The following is a 25881-nucleotide window of genomic DNA, read 5'->3' as shown; positions in this document are numbered from 1 at the left end:
TTAATTCGGGAGGGACAAACATGAAATTTCGCGACATAGGAGTATTAGCTGCGGTAATTATGATTGTTGCAATGCTTATCATCCCTTTACCACCATGGTTGTTAAGCTTTTTAATCATCATCAATATTACGCTAGCATTACTTGTATTGTTAACAGCGATGAATATGAAAGAAGCACTAGAATTTTCAATTTTCCCGTCCCTATTATTAATATTAACATTATTCCGTTTAGGTTTGAATGTCTCGACTACTCGAGCGATTTTAACTGGTGGAGATGCAGGGAATGTTGTAGAAACTTTCGGTACCTTCGTAGTAGGGGGTAATGTACTCGTCGGTCTAGTCGTATTCGTTATTTTAGTGATTATCCAATTTATTGTCATTACAAAAGGGGCAGAGCGGGTTTCAGAAGTAGCCGCACGTTTTACTTTGGATGCAATGCCCGGAAAACAAATGGCGATTGATGCTGATTTGAACGCAGGCCTAATTTCCGAATCTGACGCGAGACTTCGCCGTGAAAAGGTGAGCAACGAAGCCGATTTCTATGGTTCAATGGATGGTGCTACGAAGTTCGTAAAAGGTGATGCGATCGCCGCAATGATTATTGTGGTGATTAACTTAATCGTTGGTTTAATCATTGGTATCGTGCAAATGGATATGGATTTTTCTGATGCAGTTCATTTGTTTACTACATTGACGGTTGGGGATGGTCTTGTATCGCAAATCCCGGCGTTACTTATTTCGACTGCTACAGGTATTGTTGTAACACGAGCTGCATCTGATGGAAATTTAAGTACAGATATTACGAGTCAGCTATTTGCGAATCCAATGTTAATTTACATAGCGGCAGGAACAGTATTCATACTTGGAGTTGTAACACCTATCAAGTTTATATATACAGTTCCGATCGCCGCAATATTGGCAATTGTGGCATATCGTATGAGCCATGCAGCAAAAGAGGATTTAGAAGAACTTGAACAAATAGAAGAGGTTGAAACAACTGATAATTTGAAAAGCCCAGAAAATGTTGTCAATTTACTGAATGTGGATCCAATCGAATTTGAATTTGGTTACGGGTTAATTCCATTAGTAGATGCAACACAAGGTGGGGACCTGTTGGATCGTGTCGTGATGATACGCCGTCAGCTGGCACTCGAATTGGGGATTGTGATACCTGTTGTTCGGATTCGAGATAATATTCAATTACAACCAAATGAATATCGTATTAAGATTAAGGGAAATGAGTTAGCGCATGGTGAATTATTACTTGATCATTATTTAGCAATGAGCCCAGGTGATGATGATTCAATAGAAGGTATTGATACTGTAGAACCATCTTTCGGTTTACCAGCAAAATGGATTACTGAGCAAGTAAAAGAAGAAGCAGAGATGCTTGGATATACAGTTGTCGACCCACCAAGCGTTGTATCGACTCATTTAACAGAAATTATTCGTGCAAATGCATCTGAACTATTAGGTCGTCAAGAAACAAAACAGCTAATCGATCATTTAAAAGAAACGGCACCAATATTAGTGGAAGAATTGACACCAACCCCATTATCAATTGGTGAAATTCAAAAAGTATTGGCAAAATTGCTGAAAGAAAATGTTTCCGTTCGAAACTTAACGGTTATTTTTGAAACATTAGCGGACTATTCGAAACTAACTTCTGATATTGATGTTTTGACTGAGTATGTTCGTCAATCATTAGCACGTCAAATTACGACACAATATGCCGGTGGACAAACAGAGTTGAAAGTATTAACTGTCTCTGCAAAGGTAGAAAAAATAATTGCTGATAGTATTCAACAAACGGATCACGGTAATTATTTAGCGATGGATCCGAATGATTCTCAGATGATTTTAGAATCGATTGCAAAAGAGGTAGAGCGTATTGCATTATTTGAACAGTCACCGGTTATTTTATGTTCACCAGCTGTTCGAATGTATTTAAGACAATTAACAGAAAGATACTTCCCACAAATTCCGATTCTTTCGTATAATGAATTAGAATCATCTATTGAGATTCAAAGTGTTGGGGTGGTGAACGTTGAATGAAGATGAAAAAATACACAGCATCATCCATGCCGGCTGCGATGAAAAAAGTTCAAGCAGATTTAGGTGATGATGCGATTATCACAAGCTCAAAAGTTGTATATTCTAAAGGCTTTTTAGGCATGTTCAAAAAGAAAAGCTTTGAGGTAATAGCAGGAATTGAACGGGCAGATATAAAAGAACCGGCGTTTTCTTCAAAGACCGTACAGCAATCAGTGATGTTCGAGTCACAAGCTTCAGAAGATTCGTCAAAAGTGATCAAACAAGAGCTAGCAGATTTAAAGAAATTGATGAAATCAATGCAAAGTCAATCTGCTAGCATACAATATCCAGATGAACTATCAACTGTTATTAAGCAATTAGAGCATCAGGAGATCAATCCCCAGCTCATCACACAAATAAGTGATGAGCTCTTTACAATTGTGAAAAACAGTAAGGCTAATCTAACACCGCAGGAAGTACAAGCGTTAGCCCAAAAACAACTCGCTCATTTGCTGGAAGGACTACCTTTTGGCGGTATTTCATATGAAAAGAAATATATTAATGTATTAGGACCAACCGGCGTTGGTAAAACGACTACCATTGCAAAAATGGCAGCGCATGCCGTCTTGAAAAAGAAAAAGAAAATAGGTTTTATCACCACAGATACGTATCGGATCGCTGCAATTGAACAACTCAAAACTTATGCAAATCTGTTACAAGCACCAGTAGAAATTGTATACGGCAAAGAAGATTATGAAAGGGCTCTATTAAAATTTGAGCGACTGGATTTAATTTTTATCGATACAGCTGGACGAAATTATAAAGAAATAAAATATATAAAAGATTTGCAACAATTAATTGACGTTGAAAATAATGTTGAAAATTACTTGGTTTTATCTGTGACAGCAAAAGAACGTGATATGGCAACGATCATCGAACAATTTTTAGCGCTTTCAGTGGAAAAATTAATATTTACGAAGGTAGATGAAACAAATACTATTGGCTCAATGATCAATTTAATGGTTAAATATAAGAAGGGACTTGCTTACTATACGAATGGTCAGGAAGTACCAGAGGACATTGAGGAAGCTTCTATGAAGAATGTTATAGAATTACTTTTTCAGGGAGATAACAAATGAGAGATCAAGCTGAATCATTAAGAATGAAAATGCAACAAAAAAGTCTTGGAAAATCAATCGCTGTAGTTAGTGGAAAAGGTGGGGTCGGAAAAAGCAATTTTACAACAAATTTTTCGAATATTTTAGCTACCTATGATAAAAAGGTAATTATTGTCGATATGGATATTGGAATGGGGAATATTCACATTCTATTAGGTAAAGGATCACGGAATAGTTTAAAAGATTATTTGCAAGGAGAAACATCATTAGAACAAGTCATTTTTGAAGGATCTAATGGTTTGCATTATATTTCAGGTGGTACAGGACTTGCAGGATTGTTAGAATGGACAGAATTAATGTTTGATCGCTTGATCGCAGCATTTGAAAGCTTACAAACTACATACGATTACATTTTATTCGATATGGGAGCAGGTGCTACCAATTGGTCACTCGATCTATTAGTTGCTGTTGATGATATTATCGTTGTTGCAACAACTGAGCCAACATCCATAACGGATGCTTATTCCATGATGAAATATATCCATTACAAAGATAGAGAAAAAAATTTTTATTTACTTTGTAATAGGGTTTTAACAAGGGAAGAAGGCACCGATACATTGAATAGATTGAAACAAACGATGTCGCGCTTTCTATCGAAAGATGTGACTATTTTAGGCTCTCTTCCTGAAGATAAGTTAGTTCGTCAAGCGGTAAAAAGGCAAGTACCTTTTTCTGTATTATATCCGAATGCTCCCATTACAAAGACGTTAAAAGAAATAACTTATAGATATATGAAAGGGAATATTCAAGAAGTGGTTGCACCAAATCCATCGAATAAGTTTATTTCAAAGTTAAGAAGTATTTTTTCGAAAGGAAGTGATTAGTTGTCTATAAATCAACCAAAAAAACTGTTAATAGTGGATGATTCAGCATTCATGAGGAAAATGATTTCTGATTTTTTCGCGGATCATCCAATTATTCAAGTTGTGGGTACAGCACGGAATGGAAAAGATGCGATTAAGAAAATTCACATGCTTAAACCAGATGTTGTAACAATGGATGTGGAAATGCCAGAGATGAATGGTCTCGAAGCATTAAAAGTAATTATGAGGGAATGCCCAGTTCCTGTCGTTATGCTATCAAGCACAACAAAAATTGGCGCGAAGATCACTTTAGAAGCAATGGCAAGTGGCGCAGTCGATTTTATTGCAAAGCCAAGTGGATCGATTTCGTTAGATTTAGATAAGATTCAAAATGATGTTATACGAATTGTCGAAAATGCGGCGACCGTACATGTATCGAAATTACGATATGCAGAACATGTGGTTAAGAAAAAGACAACTACGCCAAAAAATCCAATAGAAAAAGTATCGACTCTTTCTAAAGATAGCGTTCACGATAAAGATCATCCTTTAAAAGAAGATCATGAAAATCCAAAAGTAAATTGGAACTTGCATTCTAAGAAAATGATTCTGATAGGTACTTCTACTGGAGGACCTAGAGCATTGCAAGAAGTGATTACGCGTTTACCGCAGAATACTCCAGCACCTATATTGATTGTGCAGCATATGCCAGCAGGCTTTACAAAATCTTTGGCAAGCCGATTAGATCACTTGTCAAAAATCACTGTAAAAGAAGCTGAGCAAGGTGATCTATTGCAAGAAGGTGTTGCTTATATTGCTCCAGGAGATTTTCATATGCGTATTCGCAAGGTAGGAATGTCCTATCATATTGAATTAGATAAGACAGAGCCGCCACGAGGAGGGCATAGACCTTCAGTAGATGTTATGTTTGAAGATAATAGTCAATATAATGATTTTGATAAAATAGCTGTCATTATGACAGGTATGGGATCAGATGGAACAAAAGGATTACAGGCTTTGAAAAAGAAAGGAAATGTCATTGCTATTGCTGAATCGGCAAATACAAGCGTTGTTTATGGGATGCCAAAATCAGCATACGCAACAGGATTAGTGGACGAAGTTGCAGATGTTGATGATATTTCAAAAATTATTATGAAATATTTGCCTTAAAGGGGGGCTTTTAATGGATACAAATCAATATTTAGATGTCTTTTTAGATGAAAGTAGAGAACATCTTCAATCTTGTAATGAAAACTTATTAGTATTGGAACAAAATCCGCATGATTTAGCAATTGTCAATGAAATATTCCGGAATGCGCATACTTTAAAAGGTATGTCAGCCACTATGGGATTCGAAGATCTAGCCGATTTAACACATAAAATGGAAAATGTTTTGGATGCCATTCGTAATGAAAAAATCACGGTGAATTCAGATATTTTAGATGTTGTATTTGAATCTGCTGATCATTTGGAAGCTATGATCGATGATATTGCAAATGGTGGAGATGGTAAACGTGATGTTTCAGCAACGGTTGCTAAACTAAAACGCATCGAAAATGGTGAACCCATTAATGGCGCAAGCGATACAGCATCACAAGAAACTGCAACAACTGAATCTACTGCAACTGCTGATTCTTTAGAATATGATGAGTTTGAGTTAACAGTCATTGAACAATCTCATGATCAAGGTTTCAATACCTATGAAATTGCTGTACAGCTTCGTGAGGATTGTTTATTAAAAGCTGCACGAGTTTATATGGTATTTGACATTTTAGAAAAACTAGGAGATGTCATCAAATCATCACCAACTGTTGAACAGTTAGAAGAAGAACAATTCGATAATGACTTTTATGTAGCATTAGTAACGAAAGATCCTGCAGATGACGTACAAAAGAAACTTTTAAAAGTTTCTGAAGTTGAAAAAGTAACTGTTAAACCAATTGATTATGAATCACTTGTACGCCATGAAGTAGCAGTAACTGTAGAAGAAACAAAACCTGTTCAATCTGCTGGGGAAAAAGCGGCGCAAAAAGATGTAAAACCAGCAGCTAAAAAATCAGCAGCTAAAAAAGCTCCTGCAAAGAAAGTCGCTCATGCAAGCAGCAAGACAATACGTGTCAACATAGAACGATTAGATATTTTAATGAATCTCTTTGAAGAACTTGTGATTGATCGCGGACGCTTGCAATCTATTGCAACAGAATTGAATCATAGTGAATTGAATGAAACGGTCGAAAGAATGTCACGTGTTTCAGGTGATTTACAAAATATCATTTTAACGATGCGTATGGTTCCTGTAGAAACTGTTTTCAACCGTTTCCCAAAAATGGTCCGTCAATTGACACGCGACTTACACAAAAAAGTAAATTTAGAAATCATCGGTGCAGAAACAGAACTAGATCGAACAGTCATTGATGAGTTAGGAGATCCACTTGTCCATCTTATTCGAAATGCGCTAGATCATGGTGTTGAAAGTCCAGAAGTACGAAAAGCAGCTGGAAAACCTGAAGAGGGTAATGTGGTATTACGTGCTTACCATAGCGGAAACCATGTGTTCATCGAAATTGAAGATGATGGTGCCGGCATTAATCGAGAGAAAGTATTAGAAAAGGCGATTTCTAAAGGGATAGTTACAACAGAAGCAGCCGAATCCATGACTGACAATCAAGTAAATGAATTGATTTTGGCTTCAGGTTTCTCTACAGCGGATGTTATTTCTGATATATCTGGACGAGGTGTAGGGCTTGATGTTGTCAAATCTACCATTGAATCATTAGGTGGTAACATCACAATCGAATCTACTGAAGGAAAAGGTTCCTTATTCTCTGTTCAATTGCCACTAACATTATCTATTATTTCTGTTATGTTGGTGGAAATCGAGAAAGAAATCTATGCGATTCCATTATCATCAATTATTGAAACATCTATCATACGTAATTCAGACATTTTGAATGCGCATAATCAAAAAGTGATCGATTTCCGTGGAAAAGTTGTTCCACTTGTATTCTTAGAAGAAATTTTTGAAGTAAATCGTACAGAACCTGTGGAGGATGAATTCCATTCTGTTGTACTTGTTCGAAAAGGTGAAAAAATGGCTGGCTTAGTAGTGGATTCATTTATCGGTCAACAAGAAATTGTCTTAAAATCATTAGGAAACTATTTAACCAATGTATTTGCCATTTCAGGTGCTACTATTCTTGGAAACGGCGAAGTTGCATTAATCATAGATTGTAATTCACTTATTAAATAAAGTACCAAATAGAAAGAGGTGTTCATAATGGTAAATTCACTAGATGTAGAAAGTGTAAAAGTAATTATATTTCAATTAGGGGATAAAGAATATGCAATCCCTGTTAGTCAGGTGCAGGGAATTGAGAAAACGATGCATATTACACGTGTACCAAAAACACCAAAATACGTTAAAGGTGTGATCAATCTTCGAGGTGTTGTTACGCCAATTATAGACCTTCGAGATCGTTTTAATGTGAAATCATCAGTAGAAGATGAAAATACACGTATTATTATTATTACAGTGGATGAAATGGAAGTAGGATTTATTGTAGATGCCGCGAATGATGTGATGGATATTCCAAAAGCTTCGATTGAACCTCAGCCTGAAGTCGTAGGTTCATATGAAGAAGAGTTTATTTCGGGTGTTGCAAAAGTAGAAAAAAGACTGCTTATATTATTAAACTTAGAAAAAGTTTTAAATACCTTAAAATAAAGAAAGGTAAAGGTCCAATGTATAATAGGATTACGTCTTTACATTTAGATGTTTTAAAGGAAATTGGTAATATAGGGGCTGCTCACGCTGCTACAGCCCTTTCAGGATTACTCAATACGAAAATTGATATGCATGTCCCAAAGGTAGAGATGGTTTCATTTAATGAAATGATGGACTTTGTTGGAGGAGCGGAAAGTGTTGTCGTAGGGATTTATCTTCGAATTGAAGGTGATGCCAAAGGAGGAATGTTTTTTATCCTCTCAGTAGAACAGGCAAATCATTTTATCAGAAAGTTAATCCATGATGATTCATTCGATTTTAGAAACCCTCCTGTTTCGGAATTAGGCCTATCTGCCATGCAAGAACTAGGCAATATACTTTCGGGATCGTATTTATCAGCATTATCCGATTTTACTGGGTTGAAGATTTATCCAACTCCACCTGGCTTAACTGTTGATATGTTTGGGGCAATTATTAGCTTTGGCCTTGTCGAAGTTTCCAAAATCGGTGATCAAGTAATTGTAATTGATACAACTATTTATGAAGAACATATGGGTGATTCAGAAACAGTTCGCGGGCATTTTTTCTTACTTCCTGATCCAGATTCTTTTCAATCCATTTTTAAAGCTTTAGGGGTTTCTTAATATGTTTCTAAATAGCACAACTGTTATAAAAGTAGGAATTGCCCAAATGGATATTGCAAAATCACCAAATTCAATAAGAACATCAGGATTAGGTTCATGTGTAGGAGTCATCCTTTATGATGAATCGAAGAAAGTGGCAGGGTTAGTTCATGTGATGCTGCCAGATTCAAAATTAGGTCGTGGAGATACCATAAATGTAGCAAAATTTGCTGATACGGGGATCCCTGCAATGGTTGATCAATTGAAGCAGGAAGGTGCTCAATTGTTTAAATTAAAAGCAAAAATTGCAGGGGGAGCTCAAATGTTCCAGTTTACTTCGAATCGAGATTCAATGCGTATCGGTCCTAGAAATGTGGAAGCAGTCAAACAACAATTGAAAAGTCTTTCAATACCAATTGTTGCGGAGGATACTGGTGGAAGTAGTGGACGTACGATCGAGTTTGATACGATCACTTCCATTTTACATATTCGTACAGTAAACCAAGGGGTGAAAGAAATATAATGGTTGGCTCATTTTTATATAATTGTTGGGCAGCGGTAATCGCTTTTACAATCTATTTTTTGATGACATTTCGATCATTCAATTCGCCAACAAGCATCATTATTAAAGCATTTATTGCTGCTATCATTGTGTTTTTTTTAACATATTTGGTTCGCTTTATTATTGCATTTGTCTTGTATACTCCTCCAGAGGAATCATCGCAAGACGGGGAAGAATTAGAGGGACGGTCTGAAAGTGAAGTTGAAGAACAATCAGAAAATGATAAGGCTTCTGAGGAATTTAGTGACGATCAGGCGCAGAAATTAGCGAAAACTGTAAAAACAATGATGTCAAATGACGAATGATTTCGAAAGGGAGCTGAATTTGGCTCCCTTTATTAGTAACGATTTGATATAATTAACTTGAAATTTAGAAAACATAACGAGGAGGATTCGATGATGCAACCAACTTCAAAAGAAGAACAAAAGCTTTGGCAAAGATGGGCAGCTGACCGTGATCCTCGTGCAGGAGATTTGTTAATAAAAAGATATACGCCGCTCGTCTCTTACCACGTACAACGTATTAGTACAAGCTTACCCAAAAATGTATCGAGAGATGAATTGACAAGCCTTGGCATGATGGGATTATTCGATGCACTTAACAAATTTGATATATCAAGAGATTTAAAGTTTGATACATATGCTTCTTTCAGGGTTCGAGGCGCAATAATCGATGGACTTCGAAAGGAAGATTGGTTGCCTCGATCTGCGAGAGAAAAATCAAAAAAGTTAGAAGTGCAAATTGAAATGATGGAGCAACAATTGCAACGTCATGTTACACCAATAGAAGTAGCGAGAGAATTAGGGGTAAGTGTAGAAGATGTATATCAAACTGTGCAAGAACATTTTATGTCTAATATATTATCAATGGATGAGCATTCTTCAGAGCCAGATGATTCAGAGGGAAAATCTTTTGTGATAAGAGATGAACAAGTCCGAACACCTGAGCAAGAAATTATACGAACGGAATTATTCGATGATTTAGTGGAGAATATCAAAAAGTTAAACGATAAAGAACAACAAGTGTTGAGTTTGTTTTATTCAGAAGAGTTGACTTTAACTGAGATTGGAGAAATGCTGCATTTATCAACATCTCGAATCTCTCAAATACATTCAAAAGCTCTCTTTAAATTACGAAGTTTACTAGTAAACGAGATGGAAAATGTATAGCTTTTACGCTTTAACGGGCAGTAAGACCCCATCCCAAGGTTCAGAGAGAAACGAAAAAGATAGATGGGGGATCAACTGCCCGTAAAAGTCCGATTGGTTCGGGCCAACAAGATGTTGGTCACTCAGATGTTGTCAAAGGACGTGGCGCTTTTAACCTGAGTTCCTCTAGTAAAACCACACTGATAGAGTTTCACTTTATATAGAGATAGTTAAGGATGATGAAATAGGGCCGATTTAGTAGTTGTGAAAACATTCTCCGAAAGCAGTAAAACAGCTGATCCATAGGAGGTATAAGATATGAGCTTAAAAGGTGTAGAGTTACAAATAGCCTTACCCAAAACGTTTGAGGCAGGAAAAGTAGCAGAACAGGAACAGCAACATGTGAATGCCGGTCAGGAATTAGCTAATGTGGCATTGCAAAAACAGACAGAGCGAAATAGGACAGCTGTTTTGAAATCCGATAAAGCTGCTCAAATCAACGAAGATGATCCAACTAATAAAAAAGAAAATGAGCAACAACACAAGCAAAAAAAAGAACAGAAATCTTCTTCAGATGAGCAGGTACAACATCCTTTTAAAGGACATTTTATCGATTTTAGCGGATAGGAGTTATCACATGATTGCAACAATGTTGGTGTTTTTATTTATAGGGCAAATACTAAGTTTTTACTTTATCATTTTACTTTATACGAAAATTTCCAGATTGAAAGATGTTGAAAAGAGTCAAGCCAGATTGAAAGACGAAATGGATAATGCAATAGGAGCTTATTTAGCAGAAATGCGTGATGAAAATGACCGTCTCATAAAAGAATTGGCATTGATGAATAAAAAAAGTTTAGAAGACAAAACTGATCGTGAGCATTCTCCTAGAAATAGTGAAAATGGAGAACAACATTCAGCCTCCTCTGAAGAAGTCATCAAACCTACTTTTAATATGCCAAGAAAAATTGTAACAAAGGCATACCAAAATAGTTCTGCATCGATATCGGCAACAACTACTTCTATACAAACAGCAGCAGAAACGACAAAGGATTCAGTTGATTCTGAAGTGAAATTGACGTTTGAGGAACAAATTCAAGAATTATATCGAAATGGGAAAAGTATTGATGAAATAGCGAGGTTGCTGCAAAAGGGCAAGACTGAGATCGAATTATTATTGAAATTCCAGCACTAAAGTAGTTGCAGAGAATAGGTCATTATGATATATTATCAAATGGTGTTACATTACACACGCATTCGGATGCAAGGAGAAGGTGCTCATTTCGAGTTACTCCTACAGATGATGAATGCGGAGGACAAAAAACCATATCAGGAGGAAATACAAATGTCAGTAATTTCAATGAAACAATTACTAGAAGCTGGTGTACATTTTGGTCACCAAACTCGCCGTTGGAATCCAAAAATGAAAAAATACATTTTTGTTGAACGTAACGGTATCTATATTATCGATTTACAAAAAACAGTTAAAAAATTAGAAGAAGCTTACGACTTTATGCGTCAAGTTGGCGAAGATGGTGGTAAAGTTCTTTTTGTTGGTACTAAAAAACAAGCTCAAGAAGCCATCAAAGAAGAAGCAGAACGTTCAGGCAACTACTATATTAACCAACGTTGGTTAGGTGGTACGCTTACTAACTTCGGTACAATTCAAAAACGTGTTGCACGTTTGAAAGAAATCGAAAAAATGGAAGAAGACGGAACTTTTGAAGTTCTACCTAAAAAAGAAGTTGTCCAATTGAAAAAACAACATGACCGTCTTGTTAAATTCTTAGGTGGTATTCGTGATATGCAAAATCTACCAGACGTAATGTTCGTTGTAGATCCACGCAAAGAACGTATCGCAGTAGCAGAAGCTCGCAAACTAAACATCCCATTAGTAGCAATGGTTGATACAAACTGTGATCCAGATGAAATCGACTATGTTATTCCATCAAATGACGATGCTATTCGTGCTGTTAAGTTAATCACTTCTAAAATGGCAGATGCTTTGATCGAATCTAAACAAGGTGAAGAAGAAGCAGCAGTTCCAGCTGAAGAGGTTGCAGCTGAGTAATTTCTGATTTGGAAACAGGTGATAAGCGGCTAAACCCTCTTATCACCTTTTTTTGAGAATGATATTAATTTCATATATTAAGGGAGGAACTATCAATGGCAGTAACTGCTAAAATGGTAAAAGAATTACGTGAAAAAACTGGTGCTGGTATGATGGATTGTAAAAAAGCACTTGTAAAAACTGATGGAGATATGGATGCAGCAGTAGATTTCCTACGTGAAAAAGGATTAGCGGCGGCTGGTAAAAAAGCTGATCGTATCGCTGCTGAAGGTACAACTTATATCGAAGTGAAAGGTAATGACGCAGTACTATTAGAAGTAAATGCTGAAACTGACTTCGTTGCAAAAAATGAAGGTTTCCAAACTTTAGTGAAAGAATTAGCTGATCATTTACTAGCAGTTAAACCAGCTAACTTAGAAGAAGCTTTAGAATCTAAAATGGATAATGGCGCAAAAGTTTCTGAACATATTTCTTCAGCAATCGCTACAATTGGAGAAAAAATTACGCTTCGTCGATTCACGATCGCTTCAAAAACTGATGCAGACGCATTTGGCGCTTACTTACACATGGGTGGACGTATTGGGGTATTAGCAGTACTTGAAGGAACTACTGATTCTGATGTGGCAAAAGATGTTGCTATGCATATCGCTGCATTAAATCCTAAATACATCGCTCATGATCAAGTTTCTGAAGAAGAAGTTGCTCATGAACGCAAAGTATTAACTGAACAAGCATTAAACGAAGGCAAACCAGAAAATATTGTTGCTAAAATGGTCGAAGGTCGTTTACGTAAATACTTCGAAGAAATTTGTGTTCTTGATCAAGCATTCGTTAAAAACCCAGATCAAAAAGTTGGTGACTATGTTAAAGCTGCTGGCGCTACACTTACTTCATTCGTACGCTATGAAGTAGGGGAAGGTATTGAAAAACGCGAAGATAACTTTGCAGAAGAAGTAATGAGCCAAGTTAAAGGCAATTAATATTAATTTTGTTGAATAATTAATGTATAAGAGAAGGGAGCACAGCTTATCGTGTTCCCTCTTTTTCGAGAAAAAAGCATGATGATGGAGGTTCCAATGAGTATGCCACAGTATAATAGAGTAGTCATTAAACTGAGTGGAGAAGCTCTTGCTGGAGAAAAAGGCTTTGGCTTATCACCTAAAATTGTGAAATCAGTAGCAGAACAAGTGAAAGAGGTTGTTGATCTAGGAATAGAGGTAGCATTAGTAGTCGGTGGTGGTAATATTTGGAGAGGTAAAATCGGTGCTGAAATGGGTATGGAACGTGCAAACGCCGACTATATGGGTATGTTAGCAACTGTTATGAATGCACTAGCTCTTCAAGATTCCCTTGAAAATTTAGATGTTCCAACTCGTGTTCAATCATCAATCGTTATGACACAAGTTGCTGAACCGTATATTAGAAGAAAAGCAATACGTCACCTTGAAAAAAAACGTGTTGTGATTTTTGCAGCAGGTACAGGTAACCCCTACTTCTCCACAGATACAACAGCAGCGTTACGTGCGGCTGAAATTAATGCAGATGTCATTTTAATGGCTAAAAATAACGTAGATGGTGTATACTCTGCAGATCCTAAAACAAATACAGATGCGGTAAAATATGATAGTCTAACATACTTAGAAGTAATCCAACAAGGATTGCAGGTTATGGATTCAACAGCATCCACATTATGTATGGATAACGACATTCCATTAATCGTATTTTCTATTATGGAAAATGGAAATATCAAACGCGCTGTATTGGGCGAAACTATCGGAACAGTGGTTAGGAGGAATTCATAATGTCAAAAGAAGTTATCACAAAAGCTGAAGAAAAAATGACGAAGGCAATTCAAGTATTTACTCGAGCATTAGCAACAATTCGTGCTGGACGCGCCAACGCCTCATTGCTAGACCATGTGAGCGTTGAATATTATGGTGCTCCAACACCTATTAAACAATTGGCTGGGATTACAATTCCAGAAGCACGGCTATTAGTTATTCAACCATATGATAAAACCGCTTTGGGAGATATCGAAAAAGCGTTGTTAAAATCAGATATTGGTATTACGCCAACAAATGATGGTAACGTCATTCGTTTAGCAATTCCCGCATTAACGGAAGAACGTCGTAAAGAGCTAGTGAAACAGGTGAAAAAAGAAGCTGAAGAAGCAAAAGTGGCTGTTCGAAATGTTCGTCGTGATGCGAATGATGAATTTAAAAAGCTAGAAAAAAGTGGAGAAATCACAGAAGACGATTTACGCGGATTTTCAGATGACATTCAAAAACTAACAGATACGAATATTGTTAAAGTTGACCAAATCGCAAAAGAAAAAGAAAACGAAATTATGTCTGTCTAACTATATTAGCAGGAGCCTTCATTTTTCTTGGTAATGAGATGAATATAAAGTGAAACTTCATCCAGTGAGGGTTTTCTTGAGTCTATATTGGGTGCTCAATTGAACCAATCAGGCTTTTATAAAAGTGAAACCCACTTTTTGATTTTTTTAAATCTTGGGGTAGGGGCTTACTGCTTGTTTATACAGGATAAGATTTTCTATTTTTAGAAGTTATCCAGACATTCGTTATTTGTTCTGTGGATGTTCAGGATATGCATTGTGCAGTATAGTTCCATTTTTTATTACGCTAAGAAGACGTAATTGGTTTTTTAGAACCTTGTGTTTTATAAGACGTCCTATAACTACAGGGACGTCTTTTTTATCTTCATTCAGGAAGACACTCACCTATATAGGTGGCTAGATGAATGCGATTTTATCCCGCGTTAACGGGCAGTAAGACCCCAACATAAGATTTAGAGAGAAATGAGAAAGTTAGGTGGGGGATCAACCTCGTGTTGACACAGGGCTTCCGGTAGATGTCACGGATTTTGAAGAGATTTCTCTTGCAGGCTTGAAAAAATCCGGATGCAATTACGCTGGGGTGTAATTGATAAAGATTAAGGAAAAAAATCCGTATTTTTGATATGATAGTAGAAGTATACGTTCCGATCTGTTAGTTAGTGGAGGATTCTAAATGTTAGATAAACTCGGATGGAGAAAATCAGATAAACAAGATCAATCATTGCAGAAGCAAATTGATACATTGCGTCAGCAGAGAGTACCCAATCATATAGCTATTATTATGGATGGCAATGGACGCTGGGCAAAGCAACGTGCACTTCCACGCTTTGTAGGACATCGAGAAGGCATGCATAATGTACGCCGTATAACAAGAGCAGCTAATGCAATTGGTATCAAGGTGATAACACTTTATGCATTTTCGACGGAGAATTGGAAACGTCCATCAAGTGAAGTAGAATTCTTGATGCATTTGCCAGAGGAGTTTTTGGCAGACTTTTTACCAGAGTTGATGGAATTGAACATTCGTGTTGAAATGATTGGTGAAATGGACGGTTTACCTCAATATACAAGTCGAGCAGTTCGAAATGCGATGGAAGAAACAAAAAATAATACAGGAATGGTGCTTAACTTTGCATTTAATTATGGTAGTCGCCGCGAAATAGTGTTAGCTGTACAACGGATCGCTAAACTGGTTCAAGATGGAAAGTTAGAAACAACCGCCATTACGGAAGAAATCATTTGTGAGCAACTTATGACTGCAAAGATTGGAGATCCAGATTTACTTATCCGCACAAGTGGAGAATTTCGATTAAGTAATTTCCTATTATGGCAGCTTGCTTATACGGAGTTTTGGTTTACAAACATACATTGGCCAGAATTCAGAGCAGAGCACTTATACGAAGCGGTAATCGATTATCAAAAGCGCAATCGCCGATTTGGGGGATTGAAAGGAGAATAAGAAAGAGTGAAACAACGTATTATTACGGCTATTATTGCTGCTGCATTGTTTATACCATTCGTTATTTATGGTCAATACCCATTTGCCATTTTGGTATATGCAATGGCGACAGTAGGACTATTTGAAGTATTAAGAATGAAAGGGACTTCGTTATTTTCTGTACCCGGAATCATTACATTAATTTTATTATTTATCATTTTAATGCCTAAAGAATGGTCAGAGCAAATCCAAGAGATAACTTCCTATTCTAACACTGAATACGTATTCATCTGTGCCATATTATTGCTTATTTATACTGTTCTCGTAAAAAATAAATTCTCGTTTGATGATGTAGGATTCTTGCTGGCAAGTGCCCTATATGTGGGAATCGGTTTTCATTTCTTTATAGCGACTAGAGACGCAGGCTTGCGATTTGTTATATACGCATTAGTCATTGTATGGACAACCGATTCTGGGGCATATTTTATTGGTAGAAAATTAGGAAAGCATAAATTATGGCCAGAAATATCTCCCAAAAAGACGATTGAAGGTTTTGTTGGAGGGATTGTGGTTGCATTCATTTCAGCTATGATTTTCCAATTCATCGCAAAATTAGATATTTCATGGATAACTTTAATGATCGTATCGGTGGTGGCTTCCATATTTGGACAATTGGGAGATTTAGTAGAATCAGCGATTAAGCGTCACTATGGTGTAAAGGATTCCGGGAACATATTGCCTGGACATGGTGGAATATTAGATCGTTTCGACAGCCTATTATTCGTTTTACCATTGCTATATTTCTTACACTTTATTGGATAAGGGAGATATTTTAAATGAAATCAATCAGCTTATTAGGAGCAACAGGTTCTATTGGCTTACAAACATTAGATATTGTTAGAGATCATGCAGATGAGTTTAAAATTGTAGCATTTGCAGCTGGTAAAAATATCGAAAGAACAAAGGAAATTATTGTTGAATTTAGTCCTAAATTAGTCTCTGTACAATTAGAAGAAGATGCTCACATGCTTTCTAAAGAGTTTCCACATATTGATTTTACTTGTGGACCAAAAGGATTAGTGGATGTGGCTACATTTGCAGAAGCAGATGTATTATTAAATGCTGTATTAGGAAGTATCGGTCTTGAAGCAACATTAGCAGCAATCCGTAAAAAAAAGGCTATCGCAATTGCTAATAAAGAAACACTGGTGACAGCCGGACATTTAGTCATGAGTGAAGCAAAAAAATTTGGCGCGCCTATCTTGCCAGTTGATAGTGAACATTCAGCACTTTGGCAATCCATGCAAGGGGAAAATCGTCAATCAATTTCACGTTTGATCCTTACAGCTTCAGGCGGTAGTTTTCGAGATAGGACACGCGAAGAACTAAAAAATGTATCGATTAAGGAGGCTTTAAATCATCCGAATTGGTCGATGGGAGCAAAAATTACGATTGATTCAGCAACTTTGATGAATAAAGGGTTAGAAGTGATTGAAGCATCTGTCTTATATGATATGCCTTATGACAAAATTGACGTTTTAATTCATAGAGAAAGCATTATTCACTCGATGGTTGAATATCATGATACAAGTATAATGGCTCAACTAGGTACACCAGATATGCGCACACCTATTCAATATGCATTAAGTTATCCTGAGAGATTACCTCGTTCTACAGCGGAAAGATTAGATTTAGCTAAAATAGGTCAATTACATTTTGAACATGTGGATTTAAAACGTTTCCGGTGCTTAGATTTTGCTTATCAAGCAGGACGAATGGGCGGTACGATTTTGACAGTGATGAATGCAGCAAACGAAGCTGCTGTCGGTGCGTTTTTACAAGAGAAAATTACATTTCTTGAAATTGAGGACATTATCGAAAAAATGATGAACGATCATGTGAATATTCAACATCCAGATTTAGAAACTATTTTACATATCGACAAAGAAACGAGAAAAACAGTTCAAACCATGCTAAAATAGTAATAGCAATTTACAAAGCTTGAGAAGGTGGGATTACATGCAATCAATCATTGCATTCATCATAGTGTTCGGCTCTATCGTGTTTTTTCATGAACTAGGTCACTTTATCTTTGCAAAACGTTCTGGTATATTGGTGCGCGAATTTGCCATTGGCTTTGGTCCTAAAATATTAGGTATTAACAAAGGTGAAACATTATACACAATCCGTTTGTTACCAATGGGTGGGTATGTGCGTATGGCTGGAGACGATGCTGATGTGGTCGAACTTCAACCAGGATACCGAATCGGAATGTTGTTGAACGATCAAAACGAAGTAGCAAAAATCGTTTTAAATCAAAACAAGCAATTGCCGGACATGCTTTTCTTGGAAGTAGAAAAGGCTGATCTTCAAAAGAAATTATGGATTGAAGGCTATGATGAGGATGAAAAGCTTGTACGTTACAATATTGCACGTAATGCAGTTATCGAGGAAAATGGCAGTGAATTGATGATCGCTCCATATGATCGACAATTCAATTCAAAATCTGTAGGAAAACGGGCAATGACTATTTTTGCAGGTCCATTGTTTAATTTTATCCTTGCCATTATTGTTTTTATTGTTATTGCATTTATGGCAGGGGTACCAACATACGAACCTGTCCTTGCTGGTGTTGTAAAAGATAGTCCTGCTGCCGCAGCGGGATTGGAAAAAGGCGATTATGTAACCGCAATAGACGGTAAATCCATTGAAACATGGCAAGAATTATCAACTGCTATTCAAAATAATCCAAATAAAGAACTGACATTAGATATTAAACGTGATGATGGACATGAAAAGGTAAAAGTAACCCCAAGTGAAAAGAAAATCGATGGACAAACGATAGGACAAATTGGTGTACAGTATCAAAGTCCTGTTGAAAAAAGTCCATTAAAAGCTCTTGCATTCGGTTTTACAGAAACCTATCATTGGACGATTAAAATTTTCACGATTCTTGGAGCTTTAATAACTGGAGGATTTACGATTGATGCTTTGTCAGGCCCTGTTGGCATTTATAAAGCAACCGAAGAAGTGGCTAAATACGGTGCTATCAATATTATGAATTGGGCAGCTGTATTAAGTATCAACTTAGGAATTATGAACTTACTACCATTACCGGCACTAGATGGAGGACGTTTATTATTCTTCGGATTTGAAGCTGTTCGTGGTAAACCAGTTGATCGCCAAAAAGAAGGAATGGTTCATTTTGTAGGAATTGTTCTTTTGATGATTCTTATGATTGCAGTAACATGGAATGATATTCAACGATTCTTCTTTTAGTAAAAATAGTCCCTATCAAAAGCAAATTTTTTCAGAGACAGCACGGCTACTAGCATGATGATGCTGCTTGTACATCCCTTATTAAAGGGCAACAGCTCAAGCATCAAGTGAAAAAGCAGGAGAATAAGTGGATCTACTACCTGTAAAAGCTAGACTGGTTCAACTCACAAATAGTGAGGATGAGATAACCTCAAATGTGTGAGATTTTACTTTGCCGTGCTACCTGCTAAGGTGCGTATCAACTACGTTCATATAAAAAATTAACTATAGCTCAAAGTGAGGTTTTCCTAATGAAACAAAGTAAAACATTTATCCCTACTTTGCGTGAAGTACCTGCTGATGCGGATGTTAAGTCTCACCAGCTTTTATTGCGCGCAGGTTTTATCCGCCAAAATACAAGTGGCGTTTACACCTATTTGCCATTGGGTATAAAGGTTCTACAAAAAATTGAACAAATTGTTCGCGAAGAAATGGATGCAGCAGGTGCAGTCGAATTATTAATGCCTTCTCTACAACAAGCTGAATTATGGCAAGAATCAGGACGTTGGGATGCTTATGGTCCAGAGTTGATGCGTCTAACTGATCGCCATGATCGTCAATTTGCTCTTGGTCCAACACATGAAGAAGTCATTACTTCATTAGTGCGCGATGAAATCAAATCTTATAAAAAATTACCTTTGACTTTATATCAAATTCAAACTAAATTTAGAGATGAAAAACGTCCTCGCTTTGGTCTATTACGTGGTCGTGAGTTTGTGATGAAGGATGCCTATTCTTTTCATGCAAATGCAGAAAGTTTAGATGAAACATATCAAGCTATGGTAAAGGCTTATACGAATATATTCACTCGTCTTGGATTGAAATTTCGTGCAGTAATTGCAGATTCCGGCTCCATTGGTGGTACGGATACACATGAATTTATGGTATTGTCAGAAATTGGTGAAGATACAATCGCTTATTCTGATGAAACAGATTATGCAGCTAATATTGAAATGGCTGAAGTGAAAGTTGATTATACACATTCCAGTGAAGAAATGAAAAACATTGAAAAAGTAGCGACACCAGATCAAAAAACAATTGATGAAGTTGTTGCTTTCCTAAATGTTAAACCTGAACAATGTATTAAAACTTTAGTATTTAATGTTGATGGTGAATCGGTAGTTGTGCTTGCGCGTGGAGATCATGAAATCAATGATATTAAACTCAAACATGCACTAAATGCTGAATCTGTTGAATTAGAAGAAGAAGATACTATTTTTAAACTATTAAACAGCCATGTAGGTTCACTTGGACCTGTTAAATTACCAGTGAATGTGAAAGTAATAGCAGACAATGCGATTAAGTCAATTCGTAATGGTGTAAGTGGTGCGAATGAGGATGGCTATCATTATGTTAATGTAAATCCAGGAAGAGATTTTGCTATTGATCGTTATGAAGATTTACGATTTGTACAAGTTGGAGATCCAACACCAGATGGTAAAGGCACGATTAAATTTGCAGAAGGTATTGAAGTTGGACATGTATTTAAACTAGGTACTAAATATAGTGATGCCATGAAAGCTACATTCTTAGATGAAAATGGTCGTGCTCAACCATTTATCATGGGATGCTATGGTATTGGTGTTTCTCGTGTGATGGCGGCTGTTGCGGAGCAGTTCCAAGATAGTTATGGATTTGTATGGCCAAAACAAGTAGCTCCATATGATATTCATCTAATCTCAGTAAATGAAAAAGATGAAGCACAAAAAGGCTTAACGGAAGATTTATACAAATTGTTACAATCCTATCGTTATGATGTGTTATATGATGATCGTAAGGAACGTGCAGGGGTCAAATTTGCAGATGCAGATTTAATCGGTCTTCCGGTTCGTGTAACAGTTGGTAAAAAGGCTTCTGAAGGAATGGTAGAAGTGAAATTCCGACAAACCGGTGAAACATTTGAATGGGCAAAGGAAGAACTTGTAGATCGTTTAAATAATTTCTTCCATGTAGAATAATGATCGTCAAAAACCGGTTATTTTAGGAGAGAAAGTACATTTGTGCTTTCTTTTCTTTATTTAAAAGTAAATCAGACCAGTAAACCTTTTCCCTTTCATGGCACAACTAACAAACAGTAGATACATGGGGAGCACTGTCTGTATGTAAAAATCTGATTGGTCAGTGGGGGTGAAGAAAAAACACTGCGTGAAATTTCACTTTATAAGTTTAAAAAGGGATATGCGCATTGAATGACAGAATGTAAGAAAGTAGGTGGGAAGATGGCAAACGAACAAGATTCAAAACTAAAATTTCAGCTGTTACTACAACAAATCAATATGACAGAAGATGTTTTTATGCCATTTTTTGAAGATGCTGAAATGACACGTATGACAGTGCATAAAAAAAACCGTGTTTGGCGCTTTTCATTGAAATTGCAAAATATATTACCTTTTCGAGTATTTCAAGATTTCCAAATGCGATTGAATTCAGCATTTTCCCAAATTGCAAACGTACTTGTGGACATAGAAACGGCGCATGATGCTATGTCACAACAACTAATTTCGGATTATTGGCTAAAGATAATAGAAGAAATAGATGAGATGTCTCCGCCATTAAGAGAAGAGTTGGCAAAACAAATTCCTGAATGGAACGGGCAAAAGCTCATGTTACACTGTCAGCAAGAATTTCAATTAATGACATTCAAAAATAAATATGCCGAAGTTATTTCGGAAGCTTATCAACAATATGGTTTCCCCCATATGGTCGTTGACTTCCAATTAAAAGAAGTTACAGAGGATCTGGCTGTCCAACAACAAGCATTCCTTGAACAACGCCGTAAAGAAGAAGCCACTTTTGCACAGCAAGCTGTAATGGATATGCAAAAACGCGAACAAGAAAAACAAGAGCATCCAGACGCTGCTGGAGCCATTGATAGACCATTCCAATTAGGACTACCTATTAAACCGGATGAAACAATGATGGAAATTCATCAAATTCAAGATGAAGAACGACGTGTAGTCATAGAAGGATACGTTTTTGATGCTGAAGTAAAAGAATTGAGAAGTGGTCGTTCATTATTAACTATTAAGTTAACCGACTATACAGATTCTATTTTAGTCAAAATGTTCTCACGTGATAAAGATGACGCTGCACTTATGCAAATGGCGAAAAAGGGAATGTGGCTAAGAGTACGTGGCTCTGTTCAAAATGATACATTTGTACGTGATTTAATCGTTATGGCGCAAGATATGATAGAGATCAGACCAAGGATGAAGGAAGATAAAGCACCAGAAGGAGAAAAACGTGTTGAATTGCATTTACATACTCCGATGAGTCAAATGGACGCGGTATCTTCAGTTGACTCTCTTGTAGGGCAAGCAGCTAAATGGGGACATCCTGCCATAGCCATTACGGATCACGCCGTTGTACAATCATTCCCAGATGCCTATAATGCTGGTAAAAAGTATGGGATTAAAATTATCTTTGGTATTGAAGCAAATTTAGTGAATGACGGTGTGCCGATCGCTTATGATGAGCAGCATCGATTACTTGAAGAAGACACATTCGTTGTATTTGATGTGGAAACAACAGGGCTATCTGCAGCATATGATACCATCATTGAACTCGCAGCGGTAAAGATTAAAAATGGGGAAGTCATCGATACGTTCGAAAGCTTCGCTAATCCTCATCATCCATTATCAGCTACAACAATTGAGTTAACGAGCATTACAGATGATATGGTAAAAGATGCGCCTGAGGTTGTGGACATGATTGCAAAATTCCATGATTTTATTGCAGATGCTATTGTTGTAGCGCATAATGCAACATTCGATGTGGGCTTTTTATATGAAGCCTATAAAAAAGCAGGAATCGATGAATTCCATCATCCTGTTATTGATACACTTGAACTTGCACGTTTCTTACACCCAGAAATGAAAAACCATCGATTAAATACATTATGTAAAAAATTCGGCATCGATTTAACACAACATCACCGGGCCATTTACGATACGGAAGCAACGGGCTACTTATTATTACATTTATTAAAAGAAGCAGATGCAAAAGATATTAAATATCATGATGATTTTAACAAACATATCGGTGAAGGAGATGCCTATAAAAGAGCACGTCCCACACACTGTACTATTTTAGCGATTGATAATAATGGATTGAAAAATCTATTTAAGCTTGTCAGTGAATCACATGTTTCAACATTCTATAGAGTACCAAGAATTAAACGTTCATCTTTGCAAGAACTTCGTCAAGGACTTTTAGTTGGAACCGCTTGTGATAAAGGTGAATTTTTCACAGCAGTTATGCAAAAATCAATGGATGAAGCAATGGAAGTCGCCAAATTTTATGATTACTTAGAAGTACATCCGAAAGATGTCTACGCGCCATTGATAGAGTCAGAACTGATTCGAGATGAATGGAATTTAGAAGATATCATCCGTAAAATCGTGAAAATTGGGAAAAAACTAGCAAAGCCAGTTGTAGCAACTGGGAACGTGCATTATTTAAGTGAAAATGATGCGATATTCCGCAAAATTCTATTACGTTCGCAAGGTGGTGCTAATCCTTTAAATCGTTATGAATTACCAAAAGTTCATTTAAGAACAACCGACGAAATGCTGCAAGATTTTGCATTTTTAGGAGAGGATATAGCCAAAGAGATCGTTGTGACGAATTCACAAAAAATAGCGAATATGATTGAAGATGTCGTGCCGGTAAAGGACAAGTTGTATACACCACGTATTCAAGGGGCAGAAGAATCAGTCCGTGAGATGAGTTATAATATGGCTCATGAAATTTACGGTCCAAATCTCCCAGAAATAGTGGAAGCAAGGCTTGAAAAAGAATTAGGATCTATTATCGGTCATGGGTTCTCTGTTATTTATCTTATTGCACATAAACTTGTCAAAAAATCATTGAGTGATGGCTATTTAGTAGGGTCTCGTGGTTCTGTTGGTTCTTCGCTTGTTGCCACAATGATGGAAATTACAGAAGTGAATGCATTACCGCCACATTATATTTGCCCAAATTGTCAGCATGTTGAATTTTTCAATGATGGTTCTGTGGGTTCGGGGTTCGACTTACCCAACAAAGATTGTCCAGAATGTGGTACGCCATATAAAAAAGATGGACATGATATTCCATTTGAAACTTTCTTAGGCTTTAAGGGTGATAAAGTACCAGATATCGATTTAAACTTTAGTGGTAGTTATCAACCGCGTGCTCATAACTATACAAAGGTATTGTTTGGTGAAGATTATGCGTATCGAGCAGGAACAATCGGCACAGTTGCCGAAAAAACGGCTTATGGTTATGTAAAAGGATATGCAACTGATCATAATATCAATTTCCGTGGTGCAGAAATCGATCGTCTTGTACAAGGTTGTACAGGGGTAAAACGGACAACAGGTCAGCACCCTGGTGGTATTATAGTCGTACCTGATTATATGGATATTTACGATTTCTCACCTTTCCAATATCCAGCTGATGCTCAAGATGCTGAATGGCGAACAACACATTTTGATTTCCACTCTATTCATGATAATGTGTTAAAGCTAGATATCCTTGGACATGATGATCCGACGGTTATTCGTATGCTTCTTGATTTAACAGGAATTGATCCAAAAACCATTCCCACTGATGACCCTGAAGTGATGAAAATTTTCACAGGCCCAGAGTCTCTTGGTGTAACTGCTGAACAGATTAATTGTAAGACGGGGACATTAGGGATTCCTGAATTTGGAACACGATTTGTTCGTCAAATGTTAGAAGAAACAAAACCGTCAACATTTTCCGAATTAGTTCAAATTTCTGGTTTGTCTCATGGTACAGATGTTTGGTTAGGCAATGCTAGTGAATTAATCGAAAATGGAACTTGCGTGTTGTCAGAAGTAATCGGTTGTCGTGATGATATTATGGTTTATTTGATCTATCAAGGTCTTGAACCATCTTTGGCTTTCAAAATAATGGAACATGTTCGTAAAGGGAAAGGACTAACAGAAGATATGGAAGCAGCCATGAGGAAAGAAAGTGTTCCAGAGTGGTATATTGAATCATGTAAAAAGATTAAATATATGTTTCCAAAAGCACATGCTGCTGCCTATGTATTAATGGCGGTTCGTATCGCATACTTTAAAGTACACTTCCCAATCGTGTATTATTGTGCTTACTTTTCTGTACGTGCAGATGATTTTGACTTGATCGCTATGGTAAATGGTTCACAAATGATTCGAGCTCACATCGAAGAAATTGAAGCAAAAGGCTTAGATGCATCGACAAAGGAGAAGAGCCTACTAACCGTTTTAGAGTTAGCGCTTGAAATGTGTGAACGTGGCATGTCTTTCCAAAAGGTTGATTTGTACCGCTCAAAGGCAACTGAATTTGCCATAGATGGTCAAAGCTTAATTCCCCCATTTAACGCAATTCCGGGCTTAGGAAATAACGTAGCATATGCCATTGTAAAAGCAAGAGAAGAAGGAGAGTTTCTTTCGAAAGAAGATTTGCAAATACGTGGTCGTGTATCGAAATCATTGATTGAGTATATGGATAAATTAGGCTGCTTAGAAGGATTACCAGATGCCAATCAACTCTCTCTATTCTAAGGTTAGTTGCATTTGCTGCTTGATTGTGTTACAATTCATTCAGTTATTTGTTGATAGATTGGCAGCAAAA

Annotated in this window: 22 protein-coding genes; all 22 read left to right on the top strand. The window is 36.9% G+C overall.

Going from position 1 to position 25881, the window contains the following annotated elements; all coding sequences use genetic code 11:
- Positions 1 to 20: 20 nt before the first annotated feature.
- A complete protein-coding gene (flhA, locus tag FEU33_RS10665) occupies positions 21 to 2054 on the top strand; it encodes a flagellar biosynthesis protein FlhA (protein ID WP_146549348.1) in 2034 nt (677 codons plus the stop codon).
- Entirely contained in the window at positions 2051 to 3172 is a 1122-nt protein-coding gene (flhF, locus tag FEU33_RS10660) for a flagellar biosynthesis GTPase FlhF (RefSeq protein WP_146549347.1), read from the top strand. The genes flhA and flhF overlap by 4 nt, the downstream gene beginning before the upstream one ends.
- Positions 3169 to 4035: a MinD/ParA family protein gene (locus tag FEU33_RS10655; RefSeq protein WP_146549346.1), complete on the top strand. Its 867-nt coding sequence runs from the start codon at positions 3169 to 3171 to the stop codon at positions 4033 to 4035. Before flhF ends, FEU33_RS10655 begins: the two co-directional genes overlap by 4 nt.
- Entirely contained in the window at positions 4036 to 5184 is a 1149-nt protein-coding gene (locus FEU33_RS10650) for a protein-glutamate methylesterase/protein-glutamine glutaminase (protein WP_279590405.1), read from the top strand.
- A gap of 13 nt (positions 5185 to 5197) precedes the next feature.
- A complete protein-coding gene (locus tag FEU33_RS10645) occupies positions 5198 to 7264 on the top strand; it encodes a chemotaxis protein CheA (RefSeq protein ID WP_146549345.1) in 2067 nt (688 codons plus the stop codon).
- 27 nt (positions 7265 to 7291) lie between these two features.
- Positions 7292 to 7738 (top strand): chemotaxis protein CheW, encoded by a 447-nt coding sequence (locus tag FEU33_RS10640; RefSeq protein ID WP_146549344.1) that lies wholly within the window; start codon positions 7292 to 7294, stop codon positions 7736 to 7738.
- Positions 7739 to 7755: 17 nt separating this feature from the next.
- The gene (locus FEU33_RS10635) at positions 7756 to 8382 is read left to right on the top strand and encodes a chemotaxis protein CheC (protein WP_146549343.1); all 627 of its coding nucleotides are present in this window, start codon (positions 7756 to 7758) and stop codon (positions 8380 to 8382) included.
- A 1-nt stretch (position 8383) separates the two neighbouring features.
- A complete protein-coding gene (locus FEU33_RS10630; protein ID WP_146549342.1) occupies positions 8384 to 8884 on the top strand; it encodes a chemotaxis protein CheD in 501 nt (166 codons plus the stop codon).
- Complete coding sequence (locus FEU33_RS10625) at positions 8884 to 9228, top strand: hypothetical protein (RefSeq protein WP_146549341.1); 345 nt, start codon at positions 8884 to 8886, stop codon at positions 9226 to 9228. The genes FEU33_RS10630 and FEU33_RS10625 overlap by 1 nt, the downstream gene beginning before the upstream one ends.
- A gap of 90 nt (positions 9229 to 9318) precedes the next feature.
- Positions 9319 to 10092, top strand: a complete 774-nt coding sequence (locus tag FEU33_RS10620) for a FliA/WhiG family RNA polymerase sigma factor (protein ID WP_146549340.1) — start codon at positions 9319 to 9321, stop codon at positions 10090 to 10092.
- A gap of 297 nt (positions 10093 to 10389) precedes the next feature.
- Positions 10390 to 10698, top strand: a complete 309-nt coding sequence (locus FEU33_RS10615) for a hypothetical protein (protein ID WP_146549339.1) — start codon at positions 10390 to 10392, stop codon at positions 10696 to 10698.
- 10 nt (positions 10699 to 10708) lie between these two features.
- A complete protein-coding gene (locus FEU33_RS10610) occupies positions 10709 to 11266 on the top strand; it encodes a hypothetical protein (protein WP_146549338.1) in 558 nt (185 codons plus the stop codon).
- 150 nt (positions 11267 to 11416) lie between these two features.
- Positions 11417 to 12142 carry a 30S ribosomal protein S2 gene (gene rpsB, locus FEU33_RS10605; protein ID WP_146549337.1) on the top strand — a complete coding sequence of 242 codons (726 nt, stop codon included), beginning with the start codon at positions 11417 to 11419 and terminating at the stop codon, positions 12140 to 12142.
- 95 nt (positions 12143 to 12237) lie between these two features.
- On the top strand, positions 12238 to 13122 hold the full coding sequence (gene tsf / locus FEU33_RS10600) for a translation elongation factor Ts (protein ID WP_146549336.1): 885 nt from the start codon (positions 12238 to 12240) through the stop codon (positions 13120 to 13122).
- Between the two features lie 96 nt (positions 13123 to 13218).
- The gene (gene pyrH / locus FEU33_RS10595; RefSeq protein ID WP_222433419.1) at positions 13219 to 13944 is read left to right on the top strand and encodes a UMP kinase; all 726 of its coding nucleotides are present in this window, start codon (positions 13219 to 13221) and stop codon (positions 13942 to 13944) included.
- Entirely contained in the window at positions 13944 to 14501 is a 558-nt protein-coding gene (gene frr, locus FEU33_RS10590) for a ribosome recycling factor (RefSeq protein WP_146549335.1), read from the top strand. The genes pyrH and frr overlap by 1 nt, the downstream gene beginning before the upstream one ends.
- 673 nt (positions 14502 to 15174) lie before the next feature.
- Positions 15175 to 15960, top strand: coding sequence for an undecaprenyl pyrophosphate synthase (locus FEU33_RS10585; RefSeq protein ID WP_146549334.1), 786 nt, complete (start codon positions 15175 to 15177; stop codon positions 15958 to 15960).
- Positions 15961 to 15966: 6 nt separating this feature from the next.
- Positions 15967 to 16761 (top strand): phosphatidate cytidylyltransferase, encoded by a 795-nt coding sequence (locus FEU33_RS10580; RefSeq protein ID WP_146549333.1) that lies wholly within the window; start codon positions 15967 to 15969, stop codon positions 16759 to 16761.
- A 14-nt stretch (positions 16762 to 16775) separates the two neighbouring features.
- Positions 16776 to 17921, top strand: a complete 1146-nt coding sequence (dxr, locus tag FEU33_RS10575) for a 1-deoxy-D-xylulose-5-phosphate reductoisomerase (RefSeq protein WP_146549332.1) — start codon at positions 16776 to 16778, stop codon at positions 17919 to 17921.
- A gap of 37 nt (positions 17922 to 17958) precedes the next feature.
- The gene (rseP, locus tag FEU33_RS10570) at positions 17959 to 19218 is read left to right on the top strand and encodes an RIP metalloprotease RseP (protein ID WP_146549331.1); all 1260 of its coding nucleotides are present in this window, start codon (positions 17959 to 17961) and stop codon (positions 19216 to 19218) included.
- Between the two features lie 290 nt (positions 19219 to 19508).
- The gene (locus FEU33_RS10565; protein WP_146549330.1) at positions 19509 to 21215 is read left to right on the top strand and encodes a proline--tRNA ligase; all 1707 of its coding nucleotides are present in this window, start codon (positions 19509 to 19511) and stop codon (positions 21213 to 21215) included.
- Positions 21216 to 21476: 261 nt separating this feature from the next.
- Positions 21477 to 25811, top strand: coding sequence for a PolC-type DNA polymerase III (locus FEU33_RS10560; RefSeq protein ID WP_146549329.1), 4335 nt, complete (start codon positions 21477 to 21479; stop codon positions 25809 to 25811).
- The last annotated feature ends 70 nt before the right edge of the window (positions 25812 to 25881 follow it).

The organism is Rummeliibacillus suwonensis, from assembly GCF_007896435.1.
Lineage (GTDB): Bacteria > Bacillota > Bacilli > Bacillales_A > Planococcaceae > Rummeliibacillus > Rummeliibacillus suwonensis.
Note: the sequence above shows the minus strand (reverse complement) of the source record. Positions and strands in the feature narration are given on the sequence as shown.

What these genes read in the sequence shown, in the direction of transcription:
- FEU33_RS10645 (WP_146549345.1), top strand. Translation starts at nt 5,198, where the DNA reads ATGGATACAAATCAATATTTAGATGTCTTTTTAGATGAAAGTAGAGAA.
- FEU33_RS10560 (WP_146549329.1), top strand. Translation starts at nt 21,477, where the DNA reads ATGGCAAACGAACAAGATTCAAAACTAAAATTTCAGCTGTTACTACAA.
- flhA (WP_146549348.1), top strand. Translation starts at nt 21, where the DNA reads ATGAAATTTCGCGACATAGGAGTATTAGCTGCGGTAATTATGATTGTT.
- rpsB (WP_146549337.1), top strand. Translation starts at nt 11,417, where the DNA reads ATGTCAGTAATTTCAATGAAACAATTACTAGAAGCTGGTGTACATTTT.
- pyrH (WP_222433419.1), top strand. Translation starts at nt 13,219, where the DNA reads ATGAGTATGCCACAGTATAATAGAGTAGTCATTAAACTGAGTGGAGAA.
- frr (WP_146549335.1), top strand. Translation starts at nt 13,944, where the DNA reads ATGTCAAAAGAAGTTATCACAAAAGCTGAAGAAAAAATGACGAAGGCA.
- FEU33_RS10585 (WP_146549334.1), top strand. Translation starts at nt 15,175, where the DNA reads ATGTTAGATAAACTCGGATGGAGAAAATCAGATAAACAAGATCAATCA.
- rseP (WP_146549331.1), top strand. Translation starts at nt 17,959, where the DNA reads ATGCAATCAATCATTGCATTCATCATAGTGTTCGGCTCTATCGTGTTT.
- FEU33_RS10565 (WP_146549330.1), top strand. Translation starts at nt 19,509, where the DNA reads ATGAAACAAAGTAAAACATTTATCCCTACTTTGCGTGAAGTACCTGCT.
- dxr (WP_146549332.1), top strand. Translation starts at nt 16,776, where the DNA reads ATGAAATCAATCAGCTTATTAGGAGCAACAGGTTCTATTGGCTTACAA.
- tsf (WP_146549336.1), top strand. Translation starts at nt 12,238, where the DNA reads ATGGCAGTAACTGCTAAAATGGTAAAAGAATTACGTGAAAAAACTGGT.
- FEU33_RS10640 (WP_146549344.1), top strand. Translation starts at nt 7,292, where the DNA reads ATGGTAAATTCACTAGATGTAGAAAGTGTAAAAGTAATTATATTTCAA.
- FEU33_RS10625 (WP_146549341.1), top strand. Translation starts at nt 8,884, where the DNA reads ATGGTTGGCTCATTTTTATATAATTGTTGGGCAGCGGTAATCGCTTTT.
- FEU33_RS10635 (WP_146549343.1), top strand. Translation starts at nt 7,756, where the DNA reads ATGTATAATAGGATTACGTCTTTACATTTAGATGTTTTAAAGGAAATT.
- FEU33_RS10630 (WP_146549342.1), top strand. Translation starts at nt 8,384, where the DNA reads ATGTTTCTAAATAGCACAACTGTTATAAAAGTAGGAATTGCCCAAATG.
- FEU33_RS10620 (WP_146549340.1), top strand. Translation starts at nt 9,319, where the DNA reads ATGATGCAACCAACTTCAAAAGAAGAACAAAAGCTTTGGCAAAGATGG.
- FEU33_RS10655 (WP_146549346.1), top strand. Translation starts at nt 3,169, where the DNA reads ATGAGAGATCAAGCTGAATCATTAAGAATGAAAATGCAACAAAAAAGT.
- FEU33_RS10610 (WP_146549338.1), top strand. Translation starts at nt 10,709, where the DNA reads ATGATTGCAACAATGTTGGTGTTTTTATTTATAGGGCAAATACTAAGT.
- flhF (WP_146549347.1), top strand. Translation starts at nt 2,051, where the DNA reads ATGAAGATGAAAAAATACACAGCATCATCCATGCCGGCTGCGATGAAA.
- FEU33_RS10615 (WP_146549339.1), top strand. Translation starts at nt 10,390, where the DNA reads ATGAGCTTAAAAGGTGTAGAGTTACAAATAGCCTTACCCAAAACGTTT.